Below are 23,677 nucleotides of genomic sequence, written 5' to 3' on the forward strand. Positions count from 1 at the left end.
ACCGGATGATTCCGGGCTTGGGCTGTTTTGTTTCCGGCCATAAAAAAACCGCGGCTTGCGCCGCGGTTCGTACTGCTGGTACCGCTACTGCTTCCATCAACTGCTACTTCGTACTGCTACTTCGTACGGCTATCAATTACTGCTACAGCGACTACGTACCGCAACTACGACTTCATACTGCGACTACAGGTACTGCTTACTACAGGTACTGCTACTTCTACTGCTGAAGATCCGCCGCTGTGGCCGGAAAAAACCGACCCCAGGCCATGATGCCGCCTGAGGCCGGCCGGGCTACAGCAAGCAGCTCACCGGGTGATCGGCGGGTATTCGAGTTCGCCGAACGTGTATTGGCCGCTGGCCTTGGCCTGGGCGAGTTCCTGCTGGACTTCGGCGCGCGACTTGGCGGCGGCCGGGGTTGCCTTGACGGGCGGGTATTGCAGTTCACCGAAGGTGTATTCGCCGCTGGTCTTGGCTTGTTGCAGCTGGGCTTGCACTTCCTGCGAGCTCAGGCTGGTGGCCTGGGGCAGGGCGGGCGGGTAGTCCAGTTCACCGAAGGTGTACTGGCCGCTGACCTTGGCTTGTTGCAGTTCGGTGGCGACCTGGGCGCTCGACTTGGCTTGCTCGACGCCGGCCGCTTGGGCGCCAGCGCCCACCAGGGCTAGGGAAATCAGCAGGGTAGTTGTCAGGGTTTTCATAATGACCTCCAATTCGTTGTAAACGGGGCCGAATCCGGCGGCCCTCCGTCGTGGTTCGTTGTTTGTTCCCGATGACTGAATTGTGCGCGTCATCCCACCTGGGATAAACCCGTATATCTTGAAAACATCTTTCCAAATAACCGTGTAATCACCGGATTATGAAAATATTTCCCCGTAAATGGCATGGTCTCTGCCATGGAACCCCTTAAGAAGAGGTAGGCGACAACCCATTGGCCCATGAAAAAGCCCCTGCCGAGGCAGGGGCTTGGAGGCTACCGGGAACGGCAGAGGGCGTCAGGGCGCCTTTTTCTTGAAGTCGCCAGCCACTGCGGTGCTGAAGCCGTCCGGACGCAGGTACTTGCGCAAGGCGGCGTTGACCGCGTCGGGCGTGAGCGCGGTGATCTTCTTGTCCATCTCGGCGGACCATTCGAACGTGCGGCCACGTTGCAGGTAGTCCAGCCAGGTGCCGGCCAGGACGTCGTCCTGGGCGCGGGCCAGGTTGCGGTAGTTCAGCAATGCAGTGATGCCGTCCGAGATTTCCTTGTCCGTGAAGCCGTCTTTCAGGACGCGGGCGAGTTCTTCGCCGATGGCCTTTTCCAGGCGTTCGCGGTTCTGCGGCGCGTAGATGGCGTACATGGTCCAGCTGGCGCTGGGTTCGAAGGACGAGACCGACAGCGAGCTGCGCACGTTGTAGGACAGGCCTTCGGTTTCGCGCACGCGATTCCACAGGCGCGAGGTTTCAGAGGCGCCAAACAGGTAGTTGGCCAGATACAGCGCCGGGTAGTCGGCATCGGTATCCTGCAGCTTCAGGGGCATGCGCGACACGTAGAACGCGTTGGCCTTGTCGGGCGTGTCGATGTCGAACTGCTTGGCCGGGATGTCGCGGTACGGGTTGCCCACGCGGGTGTAGGCGGGGGCGCGCTTCCAGCCGGCCAGGCCATCCTTGATGGCTTTTTCGACGGCTTCGGGCTCGAAATCGCCCACGGCCGAATATTCGATCTTGCCCGCGCCATAGAACTTGGCGTGGAACTTGACGAGCGCGTCGCGGTTCAGCGCACGCACGCCGGCCAGCGATTCTTCAAACGTCGGGACATAGCGCAGGTCGTCAGTGGGCCACGGATTGTCCTGGCGGGCCAGGGCACGTCCGGCCAGGGCCTGGGGCTCGGTCATGGCGTTCTGGATCGATGTTTCGAGCTGGCGCTGGTATTCCTCGAGCTGATCCTTCGGGAAGTTGGCGTTGCGCACGATGTCCAGCGCCAGGCGGGTCAGCTCGGGCAGGTTTTCGCGCTTGGTCGACATGGCGATCTTGAGCGTGGTGCCCGCGCCGCTGAAGCCCAGTTCAGCCTGCAGCTTGTCCAGGCGGTCCTGGATGTCCTGGCGCGACAGCTTGGCGGTGCCGCGAGTCAGCAGATCGGCGACGGCGCCGGAATTGACGCGCTGGCCAAGCAGGTCTTTCTCGTTGCCGAACTGGATCAGCATCTGGGCCTGCACGCGGTTGCCGCGGGTGGCCTTGGGCAGGAGCGCCAGTTGGACGGGGCCGTTGGGCAGGTCCAGCTTCTTGCGCTGGGTCAGGCGATCGATGTTCTGCGGCGTGGGATCAAAGGCGGAAGCGGCCTTGAAGTCCGGGTCGCCCTTGTAGTCCTTGAATACCGCGGTCAGGTCGACGCGTTGCGTCTGCGGCGCACGTTCAGGCTTTTCGGTCGGGATATAGCGGCCTTCGACGCGGTTGCTCTGTACCAGGTAGGTCGTGGCGGCCTGCTGCACCTCGGCCAGCGTGGCCTTGCGGGCGCGGTCGCGCTGCAGGAAGAACAGGCGCCAGTCGCCGGCGGCGATGGCTTCGGACAGCGCGACGCCGACCTGTTCAGGGTCGCTGTAGGTCTGTTCCCACGAGGTCAGCCACTTGCTGCGCGCGCGGTCCAGTTCCTGCTGGGTGAAGGGCTTCTTGCCCAGCGTTTCCAGCGTGCCCGTCAGGGCCTTCATGGCGGCGTCCAGGCTCTTGCCCGGCGTCAATTGCGCCGCGAACATGGCCAGGCCGGGATCCAGGTTTTCCATGGTGAAGCCGAACACGCCAGAGGCCAGCTTGGTGGGCACCAGTGCGTGGTACAGGCGGCCCGAGGGCGTGTCGGCCAGGATGGTGGCGGCCAGGTCCAGCGGCACGAAGTCGGGACTGCCCGCGGCGGGGATGTGGTACATCGCGGCGACCAGCGGCGTGCCGCCGGTGCGGCGCAGGGTCACGGCGCGTTCGCCGTCCTGCGTGGGCTCGACGGTGTACTCGGGCGGCAGCTTGCGTTCCGGCTTGGGCAGCTTGCCCAGCGTTTCCTCGATGTCGGCCAGCGTGGCCTGCGGGTCGAACTTGCCGGCCACGATCAGCACCGCGTTATCGGGCTGGTAGTACTCGTGATAGAAGGCGCGCAGTTGGCCGACGTCGACGTTCTCGACGTCGGAGCGCGCGCCGATGGTGTTCTTGCCGTAGCTGTGCCACTGGTAGGCGGCGGACTGCATCTTCTGCATGAGAATGCGGAACGGGCTGTTTTCGCCGCTTTCCATCTCGTTGCGCACGACCGTCATTTCGGAATCCAGGTCTTCCTTGGCGATCAGGGAATTGACCATGGCGTCCGCCTGCCAGCCCAGGTACCACTTGAGGGTGTCGGGGTTGGACGCGAAGCTGGCGAAGTAGTTGGTGCGGTCGCTGGACGTCGAGCCGTTGGCCTGCAGGCCGCGGCGCGAGAACTCGCCCATGGCGTTGCGGGTGGTGGACGTGCCCTTGAACAGCATGTGTTCGAGCAGGTGGGCCATGCCCGTCTGGCCATAGTTTTCGTTGCGCGAGCCGACCAGGTAGGTCATGTTGACCGTGGTCGAAGGCTTGGATTCGTCGGGAACCAGCAATACCCGCAAGCCGTTGCTCAGCCGGTATTCGGTAATGCCTTCAATCGAGGCGGCCTCCGTGACGCCGGCCGGCAGGCTGGCGGCTCCGGCCTGGAAGGCCAGGAAGGATGAGAACAGCAGCGCACCCAATGGGCGCGGCAGCTTCGATATGGACAGGCGCATGGCGGACTATTCCTTTGGCATGGCAGAATCCGTTGGAGTGTATACGGTGGGAATGGTTCAGGGCGCGCCCGGCCGCGCCGCCCGCCGTGGTATCGGGCTGGTCCACGGCCCTGACCTGGAAATCGCGCATGTCTTTATCACTGGAAATCGAAACACCCCGCCTGGTGCTGCGCCAATGGCGGGCCGCCGACCGCAAGCCGTTCGCCGCCATGAACACGGATGCGCAGGTCACTCGCTACCTGCTGCCCATGACGGCGCAGGACAGCGATGCCCTGGCCGACCGGCTGGCCGCAGGCATCGATGAATATGGTTGGGGCTTCTGGGCGGTCGAGGCCCCCGGGGTGGCGCCCTTCATCGGGTTTGTCGGCATCAAGGCATTGCCGCCGTCGCTGCCGTTCGCGCCCGGCGTGGAAATCGGCTGGCGCCTGGCGCGCTCCTGCTGGGGCAGGGGCTACGCCAGTGAAGCCGCGCAAGCCGCGCTGCGTGTGGGATTCGAGCAGGTCGGCCTGTCCGAGATCGTCTCGTTCACGGCGCTGGAAAACGAACGCTCGCGCGCAGTGATGCACCGCTTGGGCATGCGGGAAGTGCCGCAACGCTTCGAGCATCCGGCCGTGCCCGACGGACATCCTTTAAAGACCCACGTGCTGTACCGGTTGGACCGAGACGCCTGGCGTGCCCAGAAAAATGGTGACGCGGATGCAGGCGGCGCGCCGGTTGCCGCGGCATAAACGGCGCAAAGCCGCGCCAATGTGCAATGTTGCGCTGCAACGTCCTGGCGTGGCGGGGCAAATTTGAGGTTCGAGCGGTCGCGGGTGTAAGCTTTCCAGAACGTAGTTGCTGTTGCCGACGGGATGCGCGACAGCCGTCTACAGGCTTCCCGTCCAACACCAGCCGCCGCCTCGGCGGGCTGTGGGGCCGGTTGTTCTCCGGCCGCTGCCCTTGCTCCGCAGGCGACGACGGTGCTTGTCGTTCGCGCCTTCGCCGCCGGCATCCTGCCGGCGCATCTTTCGGAGGAACGACCCATGCTGACCGAGATCGTCACGCGTGCCTTGTCCCAATTGACCGGCAGCCCCATGAGCGGCGACCGCATCAAAGGACAGTTTCAGTACGCCTATGCCAGTGATGACGGCCAATTCGTGGCCATACTGACCCATGACATGACCACTTACGTGGTGGACCTGAGCACGCAGCGCTATTTCGCCGAGTGCGGCGGTTCGCCCAGGGGCTTTGCGGGGCATGTGCTCGAGATGGAGGGCGCCGCGGCGCGCCAGCATCCCTGGCCCGCCGCCAACGACCTGTTCGACCTGGACATGGACGCGGATGAACTGTCGTGGCGCCAGTGTCCGGGCGTACGCGGCATGGCCGATGCCGCCAACCGATCTGTGGAGAGCCGCGCCGCCTGAGAGTGGCCAGAAGCGGCAGTACCCTCACTGAACCGGCGATATCGCCGGTTTTTTTTATGGTGCCATGCGTACGGCTCGCTACAATTTGCGCCATGACTACGCACGCAGACTTCGGCGCCCCGGAAGGCGCCACCCTGGTCGATTGCACGCACGAGCGGCACGCGGACCAGATCCTTGCCATCTTCAACGACGCCATCGCCACGTCGACCGCGCTGTACGACTACAAGCCGCGGCCGCGCGAGGCGATGCTGGGCTGGTTCCAGGCCAAGGCCAACGGCGGTTTTCCGGTGGTGGGGTTCGAGAACGCAGCGGGTGAGCTGATGGCCTTTGCCAGCTACGGCACCTTCCGCGCCTGGCCGGCCTACAAGTATTCGGTCGAGCATTCCGTCTACGTCGACGGCCGCTTTCGCGGGCAGGGCCTGGGCGAGGCGATGATGCGCGTGCTGATCGAACGGGCCCGCGCCAACCAGGTGCACCTGATGATCGGCGGCATCGATGCCGCCAACCAGGGCAGCATCCGGCTGCACGAGAAACTGGGTTTCACGCATTCGGGCACGATCCGCGAGGCCGGATTCAAGTTCGGCCGCTGGCTGGACCTGGCGTTCTACCAGCTGACGCTCGACACGCCCACGCAGCCGGTCGATGGCTGAGCGAGGCCGGCTGAACGGCTGCGGCTGAGCTACTTCGAGAGCACCCGCATCGCCTGTTCCAGGCCGGCCACCGTGACGGGATACATGCGGTCCTGCATGATGTCGCGCATCAGCGCGATGGACTGGCGGTACTGCCAGGAGGCCGTGGGCTCGGGGTTGAGCCAGACGGACTTGGGCCAGGCATCGAGCAGGCGGCGCATCCATTGCGCGCCGGGTTCTTTGTTGTAGTGTTCGACCGAACCGCCGGGCTGCAGGATTTCGTAGGGGCTCATGGTGGCGTCGCCGACGATGATCAGACGCCAGTCCGGGTTGTACTTGCGCAGCACGTCCCAGGTGTCGAAGCGCTCGTTCTGGCGTCGCCGGTTGCTCTGCCACAGGCTTTCGTAGGGGCAGTTGTGGAAGTAGTAGACCTCGAGATTGCGAAATTCGCTGCGCGCGGCCGAGAACAGTTCTTCAACGCGGCCGATGTGGTCGTCCATGCTGCCGCCGACGTCCAGCAGCATCAGCACCTTCACGGTGTTGTGGCGCTCGGGCACCATGCGCAGGTCCAGGTGGCCGGCATTGCGGGCCGTGCTGGCGATGGTGTCGTCCAGATCAAGTTCGAGTTCGGCGCCTTGCCGCGCGAAGCGCCGCAGCCGCCGTAGTGCGACCTTGAAATTGCGCGTGCCCAGTTCGACCTGGTCGTCGTAGTCCTTGAACTGGCGCATGTCCCAGACCTTGACCGCGCTGCGGTTGCCGGCCGATTGGCCGCCCACGCGGATGCCCTCGGGGTGGTAGCCTCCGTTGCCGAACGGCGAGGTGCCGCCCGTGCCGATCCATTTGCTGCCGCCTGCGTGGCGTTCTTTCTGTTCTTCCATGCGCTCTTTGAAGAGCTCCATGAGCTTGTCCCAGCCGTGCTTTTCGATGGCGGCCTTTTCTTCGGGCGACAGGCTTTTCTCGAACTGCTTGATGAGCCAGTCCAGCGGAATGTCTTTTCCGGCCGGCAGGGCGGCCTCGATGCCCTTGTAGTAGGCGCCGAAGGCCTTGTCGTAGCGGTCGTAGAGCGATTCGTCCTTGACCAGCGTGGCGCGGGCAAGGAAATAGAAGTCGTCCAGCGTGGGCGTCATCAGGTCCTGGCGCAGCGCATCGACGAGCGTCAGGTATTCCTGCACCGAGACGGGCAGCTTGTGGGCCCGCAGGTGGTAGAAGAAATCGATCAGCATGGGCGCGGCCAGGAAAGACGGCGTGGTCAGCGGCGCGGTGCGCCGCGGGTCATGGCGGCCAGGCGCTCCAGCAGGTGCACGTCTTGTTCGTTCTTGAGCAAGGCGCCGGCCATGAGCGGTACCGCGGTGGCGGTGTGCGCATCGATCTGCGCCGCGCTGACGTCTTCGGCGAGCAGCAGGCGCAGCCAGTCGAGCAACTCGGACGTGGACGGCTTTTTCTTCAGGCCGGGCGCATCGCGCAGGCTGAAGAAGGTGTCCAGCGCCGCGCGCAGCACGTCCTGCTTGAGCTCGGGGAAGTGCACGCCCACGATCTCGCGCATGGTTTCGCGATCGGGAAAGCGGATGTAGTGGAAAAAGCAGCGTCGCAGGAAGGCGTCCGGCAGGTCTTTTTCGTTGTTGGACGTGATGATCACCAGCGGCCGGTGGCGCGCGGAAATGGTCTGGCGCGTTTCGTACACATGGAATTCCATGCGGTCCAGTTCGCGCAGCAGATCGTTGGGGAATTCGATGTCGGCCTTGTCGATTTCGTCGATCAGGAGCACCACCGGTTCCTCGGCATCGAAAGCCTGCCACAACGTGCCCTGCACGATGTAGTTGCGAATATCTCGGACCTTTTCGTCGCCAAGCTGCGAATCACGCAGGCGCGAGACCGCGTCGTACTCGTACAGGCCCTGATGCGCCTTGGTGGTGGACTTGATGTGCCACTGCAGCAGCGGACGGCCCAGCGCACGCGCGACTTCCTCGGCCAGCATGGTCTTGCCGGTGCCGGGCTCGCCCTTGATCAGCAGCGGACGCTGCAGCGTGAGCGCGGCGTTGACGGCCAGTTTCAGGTCATCGGTGGCGACGTAGCTGTCGGTGCCATCGAAGCGGACGGGCGATGCGGAAGGGGCGGTCTGGGCTGCGGACATGGATCGGCGGGCTTCTCGGGGTTGACGGGGATCAAGACCATCTTAAGGTATTAATCCTGAGCAATTATCGTACAATCAGGCGGTTTTGCAGTTGGGTTCGACCCGCAACGTGTTTGCCGGGGGCCTTTTCGTGTGAGCAGGCCCTAGTCCATAAGCCATACCAAGAAGAGCCATCCCAATGAAGTTGCGATTCTCTCTGAAGTGCACGGTTTCCGTGTTGGCCGCAGTGGCATCCTGTGCGATCGCCGGCCAGGCAATTGCTGCAGACGCAGCGCCGGTCGGTAATGTCCAGAACGCCCGCGACAAGGTCTCGATGTGCATCGGTTGCCACGGCATCGAAGGCTACAAAGCGACGTTCCCCGAGCTGTACCACGTTCCGAAGATCGCCGGCCAGAACGCCAAATACATCGAGGCCGCCCTCAACGAGTACAAGAAAGGCGCGCGCAGCCATCCCACGATGGACGCCATTGCCGGCAGCCTGTCCGACCAGGACATCGCCGATCTCGCCGCGTACTACTCGAATCTGAAATAAGGGGGCAACCACATGAACCGCATCATGCTTGCCCTCGCGGGCGCAACGCTGACCATTTCGGGCGCCGCCGTCCAGGCTCAGGACCTGGCGGCTGGCAAGGCTGTTTTCGAGAAGGCCGCCTGCATTTCCTGCCACGGTGCCGACGGCAAGACGGTGACTGACCCGGCCTACCCGATACTGGCCGGGCAGCATGCCGATTACCTGGTCCATGCGCTCAAGGCCTATCGCCGCGGCGCCTCGGGCAGCGCGGCCACGGCCAACGTGCGCAAGAACCCCACCATGGGCGCCCTGGCTGGCCAACTGTCCGACGAGGACATCACCAACGTGTCAGCGTGGCTGGCGTCTTTGCCCAGCGATCTGGGTGTGCGCAAATAGCGTGCGTCTTGGCCGCGCCAACGAAAAACCCTCGGTCAGCCGAGGGTTTTTTCTTGGGTGGCCACCCGCGCGCGGGGGCTTTCAGCGTTCGGCGCGCTGGCGGATCAGGTCGATGTAGGTATCGCTGTCCAGCGGCGTGCCCAGGCGCTGGGCTTCCCAGACCACACGGCCCAGGCATTCCATGATTTCGTGCGCGGCCTGGTGCGCGTCGCTGCGGGCCACCAGGCGCTGGTAGGCGGCGCGGATGCCCGGCGGATGGTCGATCGACAACTGTTCGGCGATGGCCAGGTGCATCGACAGGTGCAGGAATGGATTGGTACGCCCCTTTTCGACGGCGTATTCCGCCGTCATGGCTTCGGGGCTTTCGAGGTCGCCGTGGTATTCGGGATGCTCGATGATCCAGTCCAGGGCCATCGCTTCCAGCGGGGTCAGGACCTCGTTGGCACGATGCTTGCGCCAGGTTTCGATGAAGAATTCGCGGACTTGGTCGCGGGAGGGGTTGAACATCTGGGGGGACGCCATACGGGCTAGAGAGGGCTTTATTTTACCGCCCGCCGCCGTGGCGGCCGCCCGAAGCCGCCAATGCGATATAGAATTGGTTGCTATCCGCCATCCAGTGCGCGTTTCGCCAGGCCGCGCGGCCCGCGGACCGCACGCCAGCCGATGCGGCGCGCGCGTGCAGAAAAACCACCCGGAGCAAATGGAGCATTCATGTCCTACCAACATATCAAGGTGCCCGCTGGGGGCCAGAAGATCACGGTCAACGCTGATTTCTCGCTGAATGTGCCTGAACAGCCCATCGTCCCCTATATCGAGGGCGACGGCACCGGTGCGGATATCACCCCCGTGATGATCAAGGTTGTCGACGCGGCGGTGCAAAAGGCCTACGGCGGCAAGCGCAAGATCCACTGGATGGAAGTCTATGCCGGCGAAAAGGCCACCAAGGTCTACGGTCCGGACGTCTGGCTGCCCGACGAAACCCTGGAAGTCGTCAAAGACTACGTGGTGTCGATCAAGGGCCCGTTGACCACGCCGGTGGGGGGCGGCATCCGTTCGCTGAACGTGGCGCTGCGCCAACAGCTGGACCTGTACGTCTGCCTGCGCCCCGTGGCGTATTTCAAGGGCGTGCCCTCGCCGGTGCGTGAGCCGGAAAAGACCAACATGGTCATTTTCCGCGAGAACTCGGAAGACATCTACGCGGGCATCGAATACATGGCCGAAAGCGAGCAGGCCAAGGAACTGATCCAGTTCCTGCAGACCAAGCTCGGCGTCAAGAAAATCCGTTTCCCCAACACCTCGTCCATCGGCATCAAGCCGGTGTCGCGCGAAGGCACCGAGCGCCTGGTGCGCAAGGCCGCCCAGTACGTCATCGACAACGATCGTACGTCGCTGACCCTGGTGCACAAGGGCAACATCATGAAGTTCACCGAAGGGGGCTTCCGCGATTGGGGCTATGAACTGCTGCAGAAGGAGTTCGGCGCGCAACTGATCGACGGCGGCCCGTGGTGCAAGTTCAAGAATCCCAAGACGGGCCGCGAGATCATCGTCAAGGACGTCATTGCTGACGCGTTCTTGCAGCAGATCCTGCTGCGTCCGGCCGAATACGACGTCATTGCCACGCTGAACCTGAACGGCGACTACATCTCCGACGCGCTGGCCGCGCAGGTGGGCGGCATCGGCATCGCGCCGGGCGCCAACCTGTCCGACTCGGTGGCCATGTTCGAAGCCACCCACGGCACGGCGCCCAAGTACGCCGGCAAAGACTACGTCAACCCGGGTTCCGAGATTCTGTCGGCCGAAATGATGCTGCGCCACATGGGCTGGACCGAGGCGGCGGACCTGATCATCTCCAGCATGGAAAAATCCATCCTGTCCAAGAAGGTCACTTACGACTTTGCCCGCCTGCTGGAAGGGGCCACCCAGGTGTCCTGCTCGGGGTTCGGGCAGGTCATGATCGAAAACATGTGATCGGGACCGGTCCGACCATGGTTGATGCAAAGCCCGCAAGCCTGCACAAGGCCTGCGGGTTTTTTCGCGTCAGGAAGCGCCTTCGCCATTATGGAAAACCACAATGATGTGTATAGGCTTATGCGTATATATACGTCAAATTGAATCAGGTTGTTAGTTTCAGAGCAGTATAATTCGTCGCCCCCTTGCGGCCATTTTTCAGTCCCGCTGATTTTTCCTAGACATGGCACAACCTGCTTCCGATATGCCGCCTTACGATGCTCCGGCATGTGTCCGCGGCCTGCGCGAGGCCAAGCGGATTGCGCTATTGATGGCGCCCAGGCTGGGTGACACGCTGTTGATGATGACCATGGCCCATAACCTGGTTGCGCATGGGCGCGAGGTCACCATATTCGGCGATTTTGCCTACGGCTTGCGCAGCTGGTTCCCGGGTTTGGATATCCGTCCGTCCATGCTGGAGCAGGACGCCGCGTCGGTATTGGCGGACTACGACTGTGCCGCCCAGATGCACGTGGGCTGGCCTTATGCCTTGCATGCTTACGCGAAGTCTTATTTCTATTACGACGCCCATGTGGTCATTACCGGCAAGGGCTTCGTGAAACTCAACCAGATCAGCGATTTTTGCCGCGACGTGTTGCGTTTGCCGTTGTCCGGTACGGACATCGGCCTGCGGCCGCCGCTGGCTGGCCGGCACCGCCATTATGAAACCCGGGTGGCGGTGCATCCCTCGTCGACCGGGGCGCAGCGATGCTGGGCTCCCCGGCATTTCGTCGAGCTGGGGTTGAGGTTGAAGCGCCAGGGCTACGACCCGGTATTCATCCTGGCGCCCCACGAGCGGGCCGAATGGACCTGCCTGACCGATGCGGGTCTGGCGATCCAGCAATCGCCATCGCTGGCGGACGTGGCGGCATTCATCCATGAATGTGGCTGGTTCATCGGCAACGAGTCCGGCATCGGACACCTGGCCTCCAGCGTCGGCGTGCCGACGTTGACCCTGACGGGGCGGCCCACCCGCACGAAAGCATGGCGGCCCGGTTGGTCGATGTCGCGCATTGCCTATCCTGTCTATATCCCGGGTGGGCGCTGGCGGGATCGTCTATGGCGAGAGTGGCTGCGGCCGGGCAGCGTCATGGCGGCTTTCGAGGGCCTGACGCGGGACTACAAGAAATCGATGACGCCGTTGAAGCGGGTCCGATTTTGATCCTTGCCGAATCGTGCCGTACCGCAGTCGATGACCTGCGGGCAGATTCCCCTTGCGCGCAGCATGACGCTGCTGCGGCCTGACCCCTCTTGAATTGAAATCCCGGCGGATGTCCCGACTGGGCGAACCCTTGCTACCTATGCCTTCTTTCTGTCTACGTATTATCGTCGTCCTGGCATTGCTGGTGCCTGCGCTGGCCCTGACCAGCGCCGTCGGCGGACCGGCCATCATCTACCTGACGGCCGTCATTGCGCTGTTCGCATTGGGCTATAACGCCGTCCGGCGTCGCGAACCGTTTGAGTTTCGCGAAATGAGGGCAATGGCCATCGCCTTGACCGCGCCAGCGATCGCGATGCTGATCAGCAGTGTCTACCTGGGCATCTGGAGCTCCTCCGAGATCGAGAAGCTGCTGCGCTTTGCGCTGGCGGTACCGGTGTGCTGGGTGCTTCTGCGTGCGCCGCGCCATTGGCTGCAGCAGGTTCAATGGAGCGTGCTGTTCGGGGCCTATGCCGGCGGCATCATGTTGCTGGTGATCATGTTGACGCCCGAATTGGGGCGGGGTGCCGTGTCGGACTTCGGCGGCCGCTACAACGCTGTCGCCTTCGCCGACCTGACGATGTTCTTCGGGCTGGCGTCCTGTCTGATGTTGCCCTGGAAGCTGTCACCCTGGCCCAGGGTGGAAGCGGCCTTGAAGATCCTGGCCGTGCCGTTGACGGTCTACGGGGTCTGGTTGTCGCAGACGCGCAGCAGCTGGGTGCTTCTGCTGGTTTTCGGATTCGTGTATCTGGTGACCAAGCGTCAATGGTCGCTGCGGGTCAAGGCGTCTTTCATAGCCGCGATGATTGCCTTGCTGGCCGTGGTGGCGGTGGTTTCCTGGAATTCGACGGAAAGCCGCTGGCGGGGCGTCGTGACTGACGTGACCAGCTATGCCAAAGATGATCGCGATACGTCGGTGGGCATCCGTATCCAGCTCTGGAACGCCTCCTGGCTGATGTTCAAAGAGAGTCCGATCGTTGGGGTGGGCGGGGCCAGTTTCCGGTCCGAACTCGCCAAGATGGAAGAAAAGGGCATCGTCACCAAGCTGGTCTCGACGGATTACGGCGAGCCGCATAACGACATGCTCGGGGCCCTGGCCGGCTACGGGGCGTTGGGCCTGCTGAGCATGCTGGCGCTGTACCTGATCCCCGCAGTGGTGTTCTGGCGGCGCTCGCGCAGCAACGATCCGGTCGTGCATGTGGGGTCACAAATAGGCTTGCTGTTCTGCCTGGGCTACTTTGCTTTCAGCCTGTCGGAAATGATGTTCCGCAACATGCGCAGCGTGCCGATCTACGCGGTCACGGTGGTGGTGCTGTACGCCCTGACCTCGGCCCGCACCGGCTTGGCGCAACAGCGCCTGGCGTCGGAAAAATCCTGAACGTCTCCAAATACCAGCCTTGCTTGATGTAGATCAAGCAGCCCCCCAGCGGTAGGTGAAAACCCTGCCGCGCCCTCGTATTCTGACGGTACGCAACATATAAACCGTCACATTTCGCTGCCTTTAGTTATTAGGCGCGTTGGGGCATGGAGAAGAGGGGCTATGAATAATTCAAGCTTGCGTCGTGAGCTGCTGTGGTTCGTGTTTGCCATCGGCGCCGCCGTGCTGGCGTTGGGCGCGTGGGATGCCTGGGAGCGGCGCGCCGAAATGCTGGCCGAACGCAAGACGGAGCTGCGGCACGTACTGGACCTGGCCACGAGCATCGTGCAGAACGGCAAGCAGCGCGCGGTCGACGAAGGCCTGTCCGCAGCGCAGGCCAAGCGCAACGTCGCGCAGCGGCTGGCCCAGTTGCGTTATGGCGCGGATGGGTATGTCGGCGTGTTCGACGATGGCTATACGCTTCTGGTGCACCCCGACGCGAAGCTCACGGGCACCAACGTGCGAGCCGTCAAGGACAGTGACGGCGCCCCGATATTCGAAAATCTCTACGCCCAGGGCAAGGACGGCGGCGGCTACGTGGAATACCGTTTTCCCCGGCCGGGCGCCGACGAGGCGCTGCCCAAGGTCAGCTACGCGGCCTATGACAAGGAATGGGGCTGGCTGATGTTCACCGGCCTGTACGTGGATGACGTCGACGCGGCTTTCTTCAAGACCTTGTGGCGCCAGGGCGCGGTGACGCTGGTGCTGCTGGCGTTGCTGCTGGCAGCGGCCCTGCGGTTCTTCCGGTCGCACATCATTCGTCCGCTGGACGATGCCGTGGCGGTCTGTGAACGGGTGGCGCACGGCGATCTGTCCAGCATCATTTCACGGCACCATCGTGGCGAAATCGGCCGGCTGTTCGACGCCATGGCGCTGATGCAGGAGCGCCTGGACGTGGCCGTGCGCAGCATCGTCCATTCGACCGGTTCGATCGCGGCGGCGTCGCGGCAGATCGCGGCGGGCAGCATGGACCTGCATGACCGCACCGAGAAGCAAGCCGCCGCGCTGGAGCAGACCGCGGCCAGTGTCGAGCAGATCACGGCAACGTCCAAGCAAAGCGCCGACCACGTGCGCGAAGTCAGCGCATTGGCGGGAGAATCCGCGCAATTGGCGCGCCAGGGCAGCGAGGAAACCCAGCACGCCATCGACGCCATGCGCGAGATTTCGCAGAGTTCCCAGCGTATCGACGAAATCATCCGCCTGATCGACGAGATTGCCTTCCAGACCAATATCCTGGCGCTGAACGCGGCCGTGGAAGCGGCCCGCGCCGGTGAGCAGGGCCGCGGCTTTGCCGTGGTGGCGGGTGAGGTGCGGGCGCTGGCGCAGCGCTCGGCGACCGCGGCCAAGGAAATCAAGACGCTGATCGAGGCCTCGTCCAACTCGGTGTCGCGCGGCAGCCTGCGGGTCGAGCAGGCCAGCGCCACGATGAGCAGCGTGCTGGAGTCGGCCGCCACCAGCGCGCCGCTGATGGGCGAGATCGCCACCGCATCGGCCGAGCAGAGCGTGGGCATCGAGCAGATCAACCAGGCGGTGACGCACCTGGACAGCGTGACGCAGCAGAACGCGGCCCTGGTCGAGGAGTTCGCGGCATCGGCCGCCACCTTGCACGATCAGGCCGATGACCTGGCGCGTGCGGTGGCGGTGTTCAAGCTGTCTGCAGCCTACTAGGCGAGCCCTGTACCACGCTCATGGCGCGTTGCAGGCGGGGCGTGAGTTCGCGGCTGGCGCTGGTCATGGGCAGGCGCAGCTCGTCGGCGATAAGCCCTTGCAAGGCCAGCGCGCGCTTGATGGGTGCCGGATTGGGTTCGGCGAACAGTAGCCGGATCAGGCCGCGCAAAGGCTCGAACAGTTCACGCGCGGCTTCGGCGTGGCCGTCGCGGGCCAGTTGCATGACTTCGACGAAGCGCTCGGGGAACAGGTGCGCCGCCGCGGGAATCGCGCCGCGTCCGCCCGCCAGGAAATGATCCAGCAGGGCCTGGTCTTCGCCGCACAGCGCATTGAGCTGGCCACGGGCGTTCAGCGCCATCAACACGGGCGGGTTGCATTCCTTGACGGCGCTGAAATTGGGCAGCAGGGCCAGCGTTTCCATGGTTTCGACCGTCATGGTGACACCCGCGCGCTTGGGGATGTTGTACAGGATGATGGGGCGCTCGGTGGCCCAGGCGATCTGCCGGTAATGCCACAGGATGCCTTGCTGCGAAGGGCCCAGATAATAGGGCGGCGGCACCAGGTAGCCGGCGGGGGCGTATTTGTCCAGGCGGCGGATGGCGGCGGCCACCCCGCGCGTGTCGACGCCGCCAGCGCCGAACACCAGCGGCAGGGCGTGCGGATCCTGGCGGATGGCCTCGATCATGTCGATCTTTTCAGGAATGGCCAACAGATTGCCTTCGCCGGTCGAGCCGAACAGCACCAGGCCCGCGACGCCGGCGTTGCGGTAGTAGCGCGCCAGCGCCTGGGCGGCCTCGCAATCCACGTAGCCGCCGCGCATGGGCGTGACCATCGGCAGCCAGAGGCCTTCGAAAGAGGCGGTTTGCAGGGGAGCGTCCATGGCTTATTGCACCGTGACGGCAGCGGCGCGGCGCAACGGGCCGAACTCCGCCTGGGGCAGGCCGCACATCACGGCGTGCATCAACGCATCGACCTGGTCCTGGGCGCAGTGCAGCTGCAGCACGCTCTGGCCATGCGCATGGTCCACCGACAGCACATAGACGCCGATGCGTTCGCCCAGTTCGCGGTGCAGGGCCAGCCGCACCTTCAAGGCGTCCAGCGTGTCGATCCTGACGGTCAGCGAGACCATCTCGGGGGCGTGCGGCGCCTGGGACGGGGCCGGATGGTCAAAGGATGCGGACCTGCTGCGTTCTTGTCGGGGGATCATGGCGTTGCGGGGGCGGAGCCGCCGGGGCGGCGTGCCGCGTATCCGGTTGGTTGATGACGATTCCACTATAGAAAGCGGGCCATAAAACCGGCCGATAAATACGGGCGCGGCGCGTAAAAAGCGCGTCAACGCCCGGGCCGGTTCAGAAGGTCTTGGTCAGCGACAGCAGGCCGGTGGCGCGGCCCATGTAGCGGCCATGGCTGTTGGTGTAGACGGCGCGGTCGGCATTGGTGTCCAGATAGGCCACGGAGACGGCCAGGCCCTGGCCGAAATCCTTGGTCAGCCCCAGCTTCCAGTCGGTGTACGAGCCGTCGTTGAGGTTACGCACCGTCTGGCGGCCGACGTGGGCGTTGACGGTCAGGCCCCAGAGGCCGGTGTCGAAGTTGCCGGTCAGGTCGAAGTACTGGCTGTACTTGCTGTCGGCAAACCCGAACAGGTTGGTCACGGCGACGGAATACTTGAACATGACCGGCCCATAGCCCAGGCCGGCGTAGAGTTCGGTGGTGTCGGGGCTGGTGAAGCCCGACGGGTAGTCGCCGGGGTAGTAGTACTGCAGCACGCCCAGGTCGAACGGGACGTCTTGCGCCAGGTTGCCCTTGTAGCCGCCGTAGAAATCCATTTCCACGGGGGCGGACACGTCATGGTTGCTGTCGCCCAGCCAGCTGATGCTGGAGTTCCAGTTGCCCAGGTACAGGCCGCTGGTGTGGGTGAAATCGAAGCCGCCCTGGATGGCAGGCTTGTTGTTGGTCTGCATCAGGCCGCGGTAGCGGTATTGGCTGGCCAGGGTGACGTTGGCGGTCAGCGAATATTCCGGGGTGGGCTCGCCTGCGGTGGGGACATCGGTAGCGTAGGCGGGGGCCGTAAGGGCCAGCAGCGCGAGCGCGGCCAGGGTGTTGCGGGACATGGACTTCTCCTCTGTTGGACGGGATCGCCACAATAGGAGAAGCGGCATAAACGGCGAGACAAGACTGATGGGCCCCGCGTAAAAGGCGCGTCAATGCGGGGTTCAACCCGCGAAGCGGTACCCCACGCCGATCTCGGTCAGCAGGTAGACGGGTTGCGCGGGGTCGGCTTCCAGCTTCTGGCGCAGGTGGCCCATGTAGATGCGCAGATAGTGGTTGCTTTCCACGTGCGACGGCCCCCAGACCTCGCGCAGCAGTTCGCGGTGCGTCATCACCTTGCCGCGGTGCGCCAGCAGGGCGGCCAGCAAACGGTATTCCATCGCGGTCAGGTGCACGTGCTGGCCGGCGCGTTCGACCACGCGCTTGGCGAAGTCCACGCGCACGTCGCCGAAGCTGATCTCGGCGGCGCTGCCGGCCCCGCCGCGGGCATGGCGCCGCAACAGCACGCGCAGCCGCGCCAGCAGTTCACTGACGCCGAACGGCTTGGTCAGGTAGTCGTCGGCGCCCGCGTCCAGCGCCGCGACCTTGTCGGCCTCGGCGGTGCGGGCGGACAGCACCAGAACGGGCACTTCGGTCCAGCCGCGCAGCTCACGGATCAGGGTCATGCCATCTTCGTCCGGCAGGCCCAGGTCCAGCACCACGGCATCGGGTTGGCGCGTGCCGGCCTCGATCAGGCCGCGCTTGACCGTGTCGGCCTCGTACACGGCGCAGCCCTCGCTTTCCAGGGCCTGGCGCACGAAGCGGCGGATATTGGCATCGTCTTCGATGATGAGGACGGTAGGCTGAAAGTCGAACATGCGGCGGGCTCAGGCGATTTCGGGTTGGATCGGGGGCGGGGTGCCCAGGGGCAGCGTGAAGACGAATTGTGCGCCGGACGGCTGGCCGGGGGCGTGCTCGACCCAGATTCGGCCGTGGTGGGCGGTGACGATGGCTTCGCACACGGCCAGGCCCAGGCCGACGCCTGGGGTGGCCGATTCGCGTTCGCCGCGGGTGAATTTCTCGAAGATGCGGCGTTCGGCGCCGGGGGCGACGCCGGGGCCGTTGTCGCAGACGGCGACGCGCAGTTCGCCGTCCTGCGCCGTGGCGTGCAGGCGGATGGTGCTGCCCGCCGGGGTGTACTTGGCGGCGTTCTCCAGCAGGTTGCACAGCACCCGCTCGATCAGCACGCCGTCGCATTCGACCAGCGGCAGGCCGGACAGGCTGTCGACCGAGACGCGGTGTGCGGCCAGCGCTTCGCGCATGGCCGCCAGCGAAGCGCCGACCAGTTCTTCGATCGACTGCCATTCCGGCCGCAGCGGCGTGTCGCGGCTTTGCAGGCGGGCCATGTCGAGCAGGTTGGCCACCAGGGCATGCATGCGCTGGGCCTGGTCGCGCATGGCGCGGACGGTGTCCTGGATGTCGTCGGGCAGCGCGGCCTGGCGGCGCATCAGCGTGTCGGTCATGCCGACCAGGCTGGTCAGGGGCGTGCGCAGGTCGTGCGATACGGCGGCGAGCAGCGAGTTGCGCAGCTTTTCGGATTCCATGCTGACCAGGGCCTGCTGCGCTACTTCGACGTAGTGCAGGCGTTCCAGCGCGATGGCGATCAGGGTGGCGTAGGCCTCGATCTGGCGGCGCGAATCCGGATGCGAGAACAGGCTGCGTCGCGGCGCAGCCAGGGCCAGCACGCCGCGGGTGCGCATCGGTGCCTTCAGGGGCAAGTAGAGCAGGTCGCTGTTGGACAGGGTGGCCGTGCCGGCGCCGGCGGGCTGGCCGTGGTCGTAGACCCATTGCGCCAGCGCCGATTCCAGCGGCGGCATGTCGTCGGCCGCGGGCGAGGCCAGTTTGAGGCGGTCGTCCAGGCCCAGGATGTAAAGCGCGCAGCGCGAGCCGAAGGTGGCGTGGACGAAGGCGCCCGCGGACGCGACGATCTGCTCGGGCAGCAGCGCGGACGACAGCTCGCGGGCAAATTCATACAGGCTGCGGGCGTCGGCTTCGCGCTTGACCGAGGCCTGCGCCTGCAAGCGCAGGCCTGCCGTGAGCTGGCCGATCAAGAGGCCCACGGCCAGCAGCACGCCGAAGGTCAGCAGGTACTGCACGTCCGACACGGCGAAAGACGCCAGGGGTTGGACGAAGAAGAAGTCGAACAGGCCTACGCTGACGACGGATGCCAGCGCTGCCGGACCGCGGCCGTGTCGCAGTGCGACGGCCACCACGGCCAGCAGGAACAGCATCACGATATTGGTCTGGTGCAGGGCCGGAAACGCCAGCGTCGACAGCGCGGTGGCGGCGGCGCAATAGCACAGCGCCCAGGCGTAGCCGGCCAGGGCTTGGGGGCCACGTTCATCCGCCGCCTGGCGTTGGCGGCGGCCGAGCGTCAAGGGATCGCGCCCCGGCGCGCTGGTGGCCGGCAGGGGCGGCGCGCCCAGCCGGATGATGTCGATTTCGGGGCAGCCGGCGGCCAGCATGTCGGCGAAACTGTGGCGGCGCCACAGCCAGCCGGGGCTGAGGGCCGCATTCAGCAGCGCCGACAGCGACAGCTTCAAACGCTGCAACCCGCTGGCGCGGGTGCGCCCGACGATGGCCTTGGTGATGTTGTGGCGACGCACGTAGCGCACCACGGCATCGACCATGTCGCCGCCGGCCAGGGTTTCGCTGCGTGCGCCCAGCGAGTCGGCCAGGGCCAGGCTGCGTTGCAGTCGTTCCTGCTCCGCTTGCGGCGGGGGCGCTGCGCGCGGCACGTCGATGGTGACGACGTGCAGGTCGCATTCCAGCTGCTGGCTCAGGCGGTGGGCGCTGCGGATGACGTATTCCGCATCGCCGTCTGCACCGATGCAGGCAACCACGGCTTCGCGCGTGCGCCAGACCGGCTCGATGGCGCGGTCGCGGCGGTAGGCCTGGACGTCGTCGTCGACGTGGTCGGCGGTGCGGCGCAGCGCCAGTTCGCGCAGCGCGATCAGGTTGCCCTTGCGGAAGAAATTGCGGGTGGCGTGGCGCGCCTGTTCGGGCAGGTAGACCTTGCCTTCTTTCAGGCGGCGCAGCAGTTCGTCGGCCGACAGGTCCACCAGGATGACTTCGTCGGCCGCGTCGAAGACTTCATCGGGCACGGTTTCCCAGACCCGCACGCCGGTGATGCTGCCGACGGCCTCGTTCAGGCTGTCCAGGTGCTGTACGTTCAGCGTGGTCCAGACGTCGATGCCGGCGGCCAGCAGTTCCTGGATGTCCTGCCAGCGCTTGGCATGGCGCGAACCGGGCGCGTTGGAGTGCGCCAATTCGTCGACCAGCACCAGGTCGGGGTGCGCAGCCAGCGCGCCGTCCAGGTCGAATTCCTTGAGCGAGTGGCCGCGGTATGAAACGTCTTTGAGGGGCAGGACCGCCAGGCCGTCGAGCAGGGCGGCGGTTTCGCGCCGGCCGTGTGTTTCGACGATGCCGGCCAGCACCCGGGCGCCTTGCGCGGCGTGGGCGCGTGCCGCGACCAGCATGGCGTAGGTCTTGCCCACGCCAGCCGAGGACCCGAAGTAGACCCGCAACTTGCCGCGCACCGCCTGGCGCGCGGCGTCGTCTAGGGTTTTCAGGAGCGCGTCCGGATCGGGACGCTCGCCAGCATTGTCAGCCATGGACGCGCAAGTGAAGGGTGGGAACGGCTGGCAATACTATACGCCCGCGCTTCATTTGACCGGCGCCAGCTTGTCCAGCGCCAGGTTCAGCATGAGCACGTTGACCACGGGGTCGCCCAGCACGCCCAGCCAGGGCTTGGTGGTGTTGGCCTGGATCAGGGCGTCGACCTGGTCGCGCGGCAGGTTGCGGGCGCGCGCCACGCGGGCGGCTTGGTAGGCCGCGGCTGCCGGGCTGATATGCGGGTCCAGGCCGCTGCCCGAAGCCGTGATCAGGTCCACCGGCACCGGCGTGGGATTGTCGGGATCGGCGGCCTTCAGCGCGGCGATGCGGGCCTGGATGGCCTCGGCCAGCGCGGGGTTGCGCGGGCCCAGGTTCGAGCCGCCCGAATTGGCGCCGTTGTACGGCATGGGCGAGGTGGCCGACGGCCGGCCCCAGAAGTACTGGGGCGCGCTGAACGACTGGCCGATCCATTCCGATCCGACCACCTTGTCGCCCTGGCGGATCAGCGAGCCGGACGCCTCGTGCGGGAACACGGCGGCGGCGATGCCGGTGGTGAGGAAGGGGTAGGCCAGGCCCGTCACCAGGGACAGGGCGGCGAAGACGACCAGCGCGGGGCGCAGGATGCCGCCTTGGCGCGGCAGAGATATGGCTTGTTTCATGATGGTTTCCTTTCCAGTGGCGGGCGTGGGTCAGACCCAGCCCAGGGCGGCCAGCACCATGTCGACCAGCTTGATGCCGACAAAGGGCACCAGGAGGCCGCCCAGTCCGTAGATCAGCAGGTTGCGGCGCAGCAGGATGGAGGCGCCCAGCGGGCGGTAGCGCACGCCTTTCAAGGCGAGCGGGATCAGCACGATGATGATGAGCGCGTTGAAGATCACAGCCGACAGGATGGCCGAGGCCGGCGTGGCCAGGCCCATGATGTTCAGCACGTTCAACTGCGGATACACGGTGGCGAAGGCGGCCGGAATGATGGCGAAGTACTTCGCCACGTCGTTGGCGACGCTGAAGGTGGTCAGCGCGCCGCGCGTCATCAGCATCTGCTTGCCGATCTCGACGATCTCGATCAGCTTGGTGGGATTGGAATCCAGGTCCACCATGTTGCCGGCTTCCTTGGCGGCCTGCGTGCCCGAGTTCATCGCCACCGCCACGTCGGCCTGGGCCAGCGCCGGCGCGTCGTTGGTGCCGTCGCCGGTCATCGCCACCAGGCGGCCTTCGCTCTGGTAGGCGCGAATCAGCTTGAGCTTGGCCTCCGGCGTGGCTTCGGCCAGGAAGTCGTCGACGCCCGCTTCGGCCGCGATGGACGCGGCGGTGAGCTTGTTGTCGCCGGTGATCATCACGGTCTTGATGCCCATGCGGCGCAGTTCGGCGAAGCGCGACTGGATGTCCGGCTTGACGATGTCCTTGAGCTCGACCACGCCCAGCGCGCGGTTGCCGTCGCTGACCATCAGCGGCGTGCTGCCGCGGCGCGCCACGTCTTCGGCCAGGCGCAGCACCTGTTCGGGCACCACGGCGTCCTGCGCGGCCAGCCAGGCCTGCACGGCGTCAACGGCACCCTTGCGGATCATGCGGTCTTTCAGGTTCACGCCGCTCATGCGCGATTGCGCGGTGAAGGGCACGTACTCGGCGTCCGCCGCACGGTTGGCGGGGGCGTGGATGGACTTGTCCGCCAACGACACGATGCTGCGGCCTTCGGGCGTTTCGTCGGCCAGCGAGGCCAGTCGGGCGGCATCGGCCAGTTCACGCGGCGAGACGCCGGGCGCGGGCAGGAAGGTGGACGCCTGGCGGTTGCCGAAGGTGATGGTGCCGGTCTTGTCCAGCAGCAGCACGTCGACGTCGCCCGCGGCTTCGACCGCGCGGCCCGAGGTGGCGATGACGTTGGCGCCCATCATGCGGCTCATGCCCGCCACGCCGATGGCCGACAGCAGGCCGCCGATGGTGGTGGGGATCAGGCACACGAGCAGGGCCACCAGCACCGTCACCGTGACGGCGCTGCCGCCGCCCGCAGCCGATACCGAGTAGATCGAAAACGGCATCAAGGTCGCGACCACCAACAGGAACACCACTGTCAGGCCCACCAGCAGAATGGTCAGGGCCAGCTCGTTGGGCGTCTTCTGGCGCTTGGCGCCTTCGACCATGGCGATCATGCGGTCCAGGAAGCTTTCACCCGGATCGGCGGCGATGCGCACGAAGATCCAGTCGGACAGCACGCGGGTGCCACCCGTGACCGACGAGAAGTCGCCACCCGATTCGCGGATGACCGGGGCCGATTCGCCGGTGATGGCGCTTTCGTCCACCGACGCCACGCCCGCAATCACCTGGCCATCGCCGGGGATGGTTTCGCCGGCCTCGACCAGCACCACGTCATTGCGGCGCAGCAGGCCGGATGGCTGGCTGACCGCCTGGTTGCGCCACAGGTCCGGCAGGGCGCGGCTGGCGTCTTCGTCACGAAAGCCCTTGAGCAGCCGTGCGTTGATGGTGGTGCGCAGGCCGCGCAGCGTGGCGGCCTGCTGCTTGCCGCGGCCTTCGGCCAGCGCCTCGGCGAAGTTGGCGAACAGCACGGTGAACCACAGCCACACCGAGATCGCGAGAATGAATCCCGCGGGGGCCTCGGCCTGGCCGCGCAGCGCCATGACCCACAGGATCGTGGTCAGGATGCTGCCCACGTACACCACGAACATGACGGGGTTCTTCAATTGCGCAGCCGGCGAGAGCTTGCGCAGGCTGTCCAGCAGGGCGGGGCCGACCAGCGCGCCCGACCACATGCCGAACTTGCGTTCTTGCACAGCGGCCGAAGGCGCGCGGGCGGCGCCGCCGCCGGCGCCTTGGGTTGGCATTTCAATCTTGGCCATTTTCTTTCCTAGCCTGTTGCAT

General features: G+C 65.3%; 21 protein-coding genes. 9 read left to right on the forward strand and 12 right to left on the reverse strand.

Annotated elements, in window-relative coordinates; all coding sequences use genetic code 11:
• Nucleotides 1-305: 305 nt before the first annotated feature.
• Together HV798_RS00120 and HV798_RS00125 are read right to left on the reverse strand one after the other, a co-directional pair.
• Nucleotides 306-695: a DUF4148 domain-containing protein gene (locus tag HV798_RS00120; RefSeq protein WP_025136869.1), complete on the reverse strand. Its 390-nt coding sequence runs from the start codon at nucleotides 693-695 to the stop codon at nucleotides 306-308.
• Nucleotides 696-989: 294 nt separating this feature from the next.
• Nucleotides 990-3,743, reverse strand: coding sequence for a M16 family metallopeptidase (locus tag HV798_RS00125; protein ID WP_175190849.1), 2,754 nt, complete (start codon nucleotides 3,741-3,743; stop codon nucleotides 990-992).
• A 128-nt stretch (nucleotides 3,744-3,871) separates the two neighbouring features.
• Here HV798_RS00125 and HV798_RS00130 point away from each other — a divergent pair, with 128 nt between their 5' ends.
• The 3 genes from HV798_RS00130 to HV798_RS00140 all read left to right on the forward strand — a co-directional run bounded on the left by HV798_RS00130 (nucleotide 3,872) and on the right by HV798_RS00140 (nucleotide 5,796).
• Complete coding sequence (locus tag HV798_RS00130; RefSeq protein WP_175190850.1) at nucleotides 3,872-4,471, forward strand: GNAT family N-acetyltransferase; 600 nt, start codon at nucleotides 3,872-3,874, stop codon at nucleotides 4,469-4,471.
• Between the two features lie 294 nt (nucleotides 4,472-4,765).
• Nucleotides 4,766-5,146 carry a hypothetical protein gene (locus HV798_RS00135; RefSeq protein WP_025136872.1) on the forward strand — a complete coding sequence of 127 codons (381 nt, stop codon included), beginning with the start codon at nucleotides 4,766-4,768 and terminating at the stop codon, nucleotides 5,144-5,146.
• Nucleotides 5,147-5,238: 92 nt separating this feature from the next.
• Nucleotides 5,239-5,796, forward strand: a complete 558-nt coding sequence (locus tag HV798_RS00140; RefSeq protein ID WP_175190851.1) for a GNAT family N-acetyltransferase — start codon at nucleotides 5,239-5,241, stop codon at nucleotides 5,794-5,796.
• 29 nt (nucleotides 5,797-5,825) lie between these two features.
• Here HV798_RS00140 and HV798_RS00145 read toward each other — a convergent pair whose 3' ends face one another.
• Nucleotides 5,826-6,998 (reverse strand): vWA domain-containing protein, encoded by a 1,173-nt coding sequence (locus tag HV798_RS00145; protein WP_175190852.1) that lies wholly within the window; start codon nucleotides 6,996-6,998, stop codon nucleotides 5,826-5,828.
• Nucleotides 6,999-7,024: 26 nt separating this feature from the next.
• Nucleotides 7,025-7,906 carry an AAA family ATPase gene (locus HV798_RS00150; protein WP_175190853.1) on the reverse strand — a complete coding sequence of 294 codons (882 nt, stop codon included), beginning with the start codon at nucleotides 7,904-7,906 and terminating at the stop codon, nucleotides 7,025-7,027.
• 178 nt (nucleotides 7,907-8,084) lie between these two features.
• On the opposite strand from HV798_RS00150, the gene HV798_RS00155 reads away from it, so the two are divergent.
• Complete coding sequence (locus tag HV798_RS00155; protein ID WP_025136876.1) at nucleotides 8,085-8,438, forward strand: c-type cytochrome; 354 nt, start codon at nucleotides 8,085-8,087, stop codon at nucleotides 8,436-8,438.
• A gap of 12 nt (nucleotides 8,439-8,450) precedes the next feature.
• Complete coding sequence (locus HV798_RS00160) at nucleotides 8,451-8,813, forward strand: c-type cytochrome (protein WP_175190854.1); 363 nt, start codon at nucleotides 8,451-8,453, stop codon at nucleotides 8,811-8,813.
• Nucleotides 8,814-8,894: 81 nt separating this feature from the next.
• On the opposite strand, the gene HV798_RS00165 is transcribed toward HV798_RS00160, so the two are convergent.
• A complete protein-coding gene (locus HV798_RS00165; protein ID WP_025136878.1) occupies nucleotides 8,895-9,320 on the reverse strand; it encodes a DUF1841 family protein in 426 nt (141 codons plus the stop codon).
• 204 nt (nucleotides 9,321-9,524) lie between these two features.
• On the opposite strand from HV798_RS00165, the gene icd reads away from it, so the two are divergent.
• The 4 genes from icd (at nucleotide 9,525) to HV798_RS00185 (ending at nucleotide 15,103) form a co-directional block, all read left to right on the forward strand.
• The gene (gene icd, locus HV798_RS00170; protein WP_175190855.1) at nucleotides 9,525-10,781 is read left to right on the forward strand and encodes an NADP-dependent isocitrate dehydrogenase; all 1,257 of its coding nucleotides are present in this window, start codon (nucleotides 9,525-9,527) and stop codon (nucleotides 10,779-10,781) included.
• A 223-nt stretch (nucleotides 10,782-11,004) separates the two neighbouring features.
• The gene (locus HV798_RS00175) at nucleotides 11,005-11,982 is read left to right on the forward strand and encodes a glycosyltransferase family 9 protein (RefSeq protein ID WP_175190856.1); all 978 of its coding nucleotides are present in this window, start codon (nucleotides 11,005-11,007) and stop codon (nucleotides 11,980-11,982) included.
• Between the two features lie 139 nt (nucleotides 11,983-12,121).
• Nucleotides 12,122-13,396 carry an O-antigen ligase family protein gene (locus HV798_RS00180; RefSeq protein ID WP_175190857.1) on the forward strand — a complete coding sequence of 425 codons (1,275 nt, stop codon included), beginning with the start codon at nucleotides 12,122-12,124 and terminating at the stop codon, nucleotides 13,394-13,396.
• Between the two features lie 162 nt (nucleotides 13,397-13,558).
• On the forward strand, nucleotides 13,559-15,103 hold the full coding sequence (locus HV798_RS00185; RefSeq protein ID WP_175190858.1) for a methyl-accepting chemotaxis protein: 1,545 nt from the start codon (nucleotides 13,559-13,561) through the stop codon (nucleotides 15,101-15,103).
• Here HV798_RS00185 and dapA read toward each other — a convergent pair.
• The 7 genes from dapA to kdpB form a co-directional block, all read right to left on the reverse strand.
• Entirely contained in the window at nucleotides 15,081-15,983 is a 903-nt protein-coding gene (gene dapA, locus HV798_RS00190) for a 4-hydroxy-tetrahydrodipicolinate synthase (RefSeq protein WP_175190859.1), read from the reverse strand. The genes HV798_RS00185 and dapA overlap by 23 nt on opposite strands.
• A 3-nt stretch (nucleotides 15,984-15,986) precedes the next feature.
• Nucleotides 15,987-16,310, reverse strand: coding sequence for a hypothetical protein (locus tag HV798_RS00195; protein ID WP_246288531.1), 324 nt, complete (start codon nucleotides 16,308-16,310; stop codon nucleotides 15,987-15,989).
• Between the two features lie 142 nt (nucleotides 16,311-16,452).
• Nucleotides 16,453-17,214 carry a TorF family putative porin gene (locus tag HV798_RS00200; RefSeq protein WP_175190860.1) on the reverse strand — a complete coding sequence of 254 codons (762 nt, stop codon included), beginning with the start codon at nucleotides 17,212-17,214 and terminating at the stop codon, nucleotides 16,453-16,455.
• Nucleotides 17,215-17,316: 102 nt separating this feature from the next.
• Nucleotides 17,317-18,009 carry a two-component system response regulator KdpE gene (gene kdpE, locus HV798_RS00205; protein ID WP_175190861.1) on the reverse strand — a complete coding sequence of 231 codons (693 nt, stop codon included), beginning with the start codon at nucleotides 18,007-18,009 and terminating at the stop codon, nucleotides 17,317-17,319.
• Between the two features lie 9 nt (nucleotides 18,010-18,018).
• Complete coding sequence (locus HV798_RS00210; protein ID WP_175190862.1) at nucleotides 18,019-20,805, reverse strand: sensor histidine kinase; 2,787 nt, start codon at nucleotides 20,803-20,805, stop codon at nucleotides 18,019-18,021.
• Nucleotides 20,806-20,856: 51 nt separating this feature from the next.
• Nucleotides 20,857-21,465, reverse strand: a complete 609-nt coding sequence (gene kdpC / locus HV798_RS00215; RefSeq protein ID WP_246288532.1) for a potassium-transporting ATPase subunit KdpC — start codon at nucleotides 21,463-21,465, stop codon at nucleotides 20,857-20,859.
• A 30-nt stretch (nucleotides 21,466-21,495) separates the two neighbouring features.
• Entirely contained in the window at nucleotides 21,496-23,655 is a 2,160-nt protein-coding gene (kdpB, locus tag HV798_RS00220; protein ID WP_175190863.1) for a potassium-transporting ATPase subunit KdpB, read from the reverse strand.
• Nucleotides 23,656-23,677: the final 22 nt, after the last annotated feature.

Source organism: Achromobacter deleyi (assembly GCF_902859705.1).
GTDB lineage: Bacteria > Pseudomonadota > Gammaproteobacteria > Burkholderiales > Burkholderiaceae_B > Achromobacter > Achromobacter deleyi.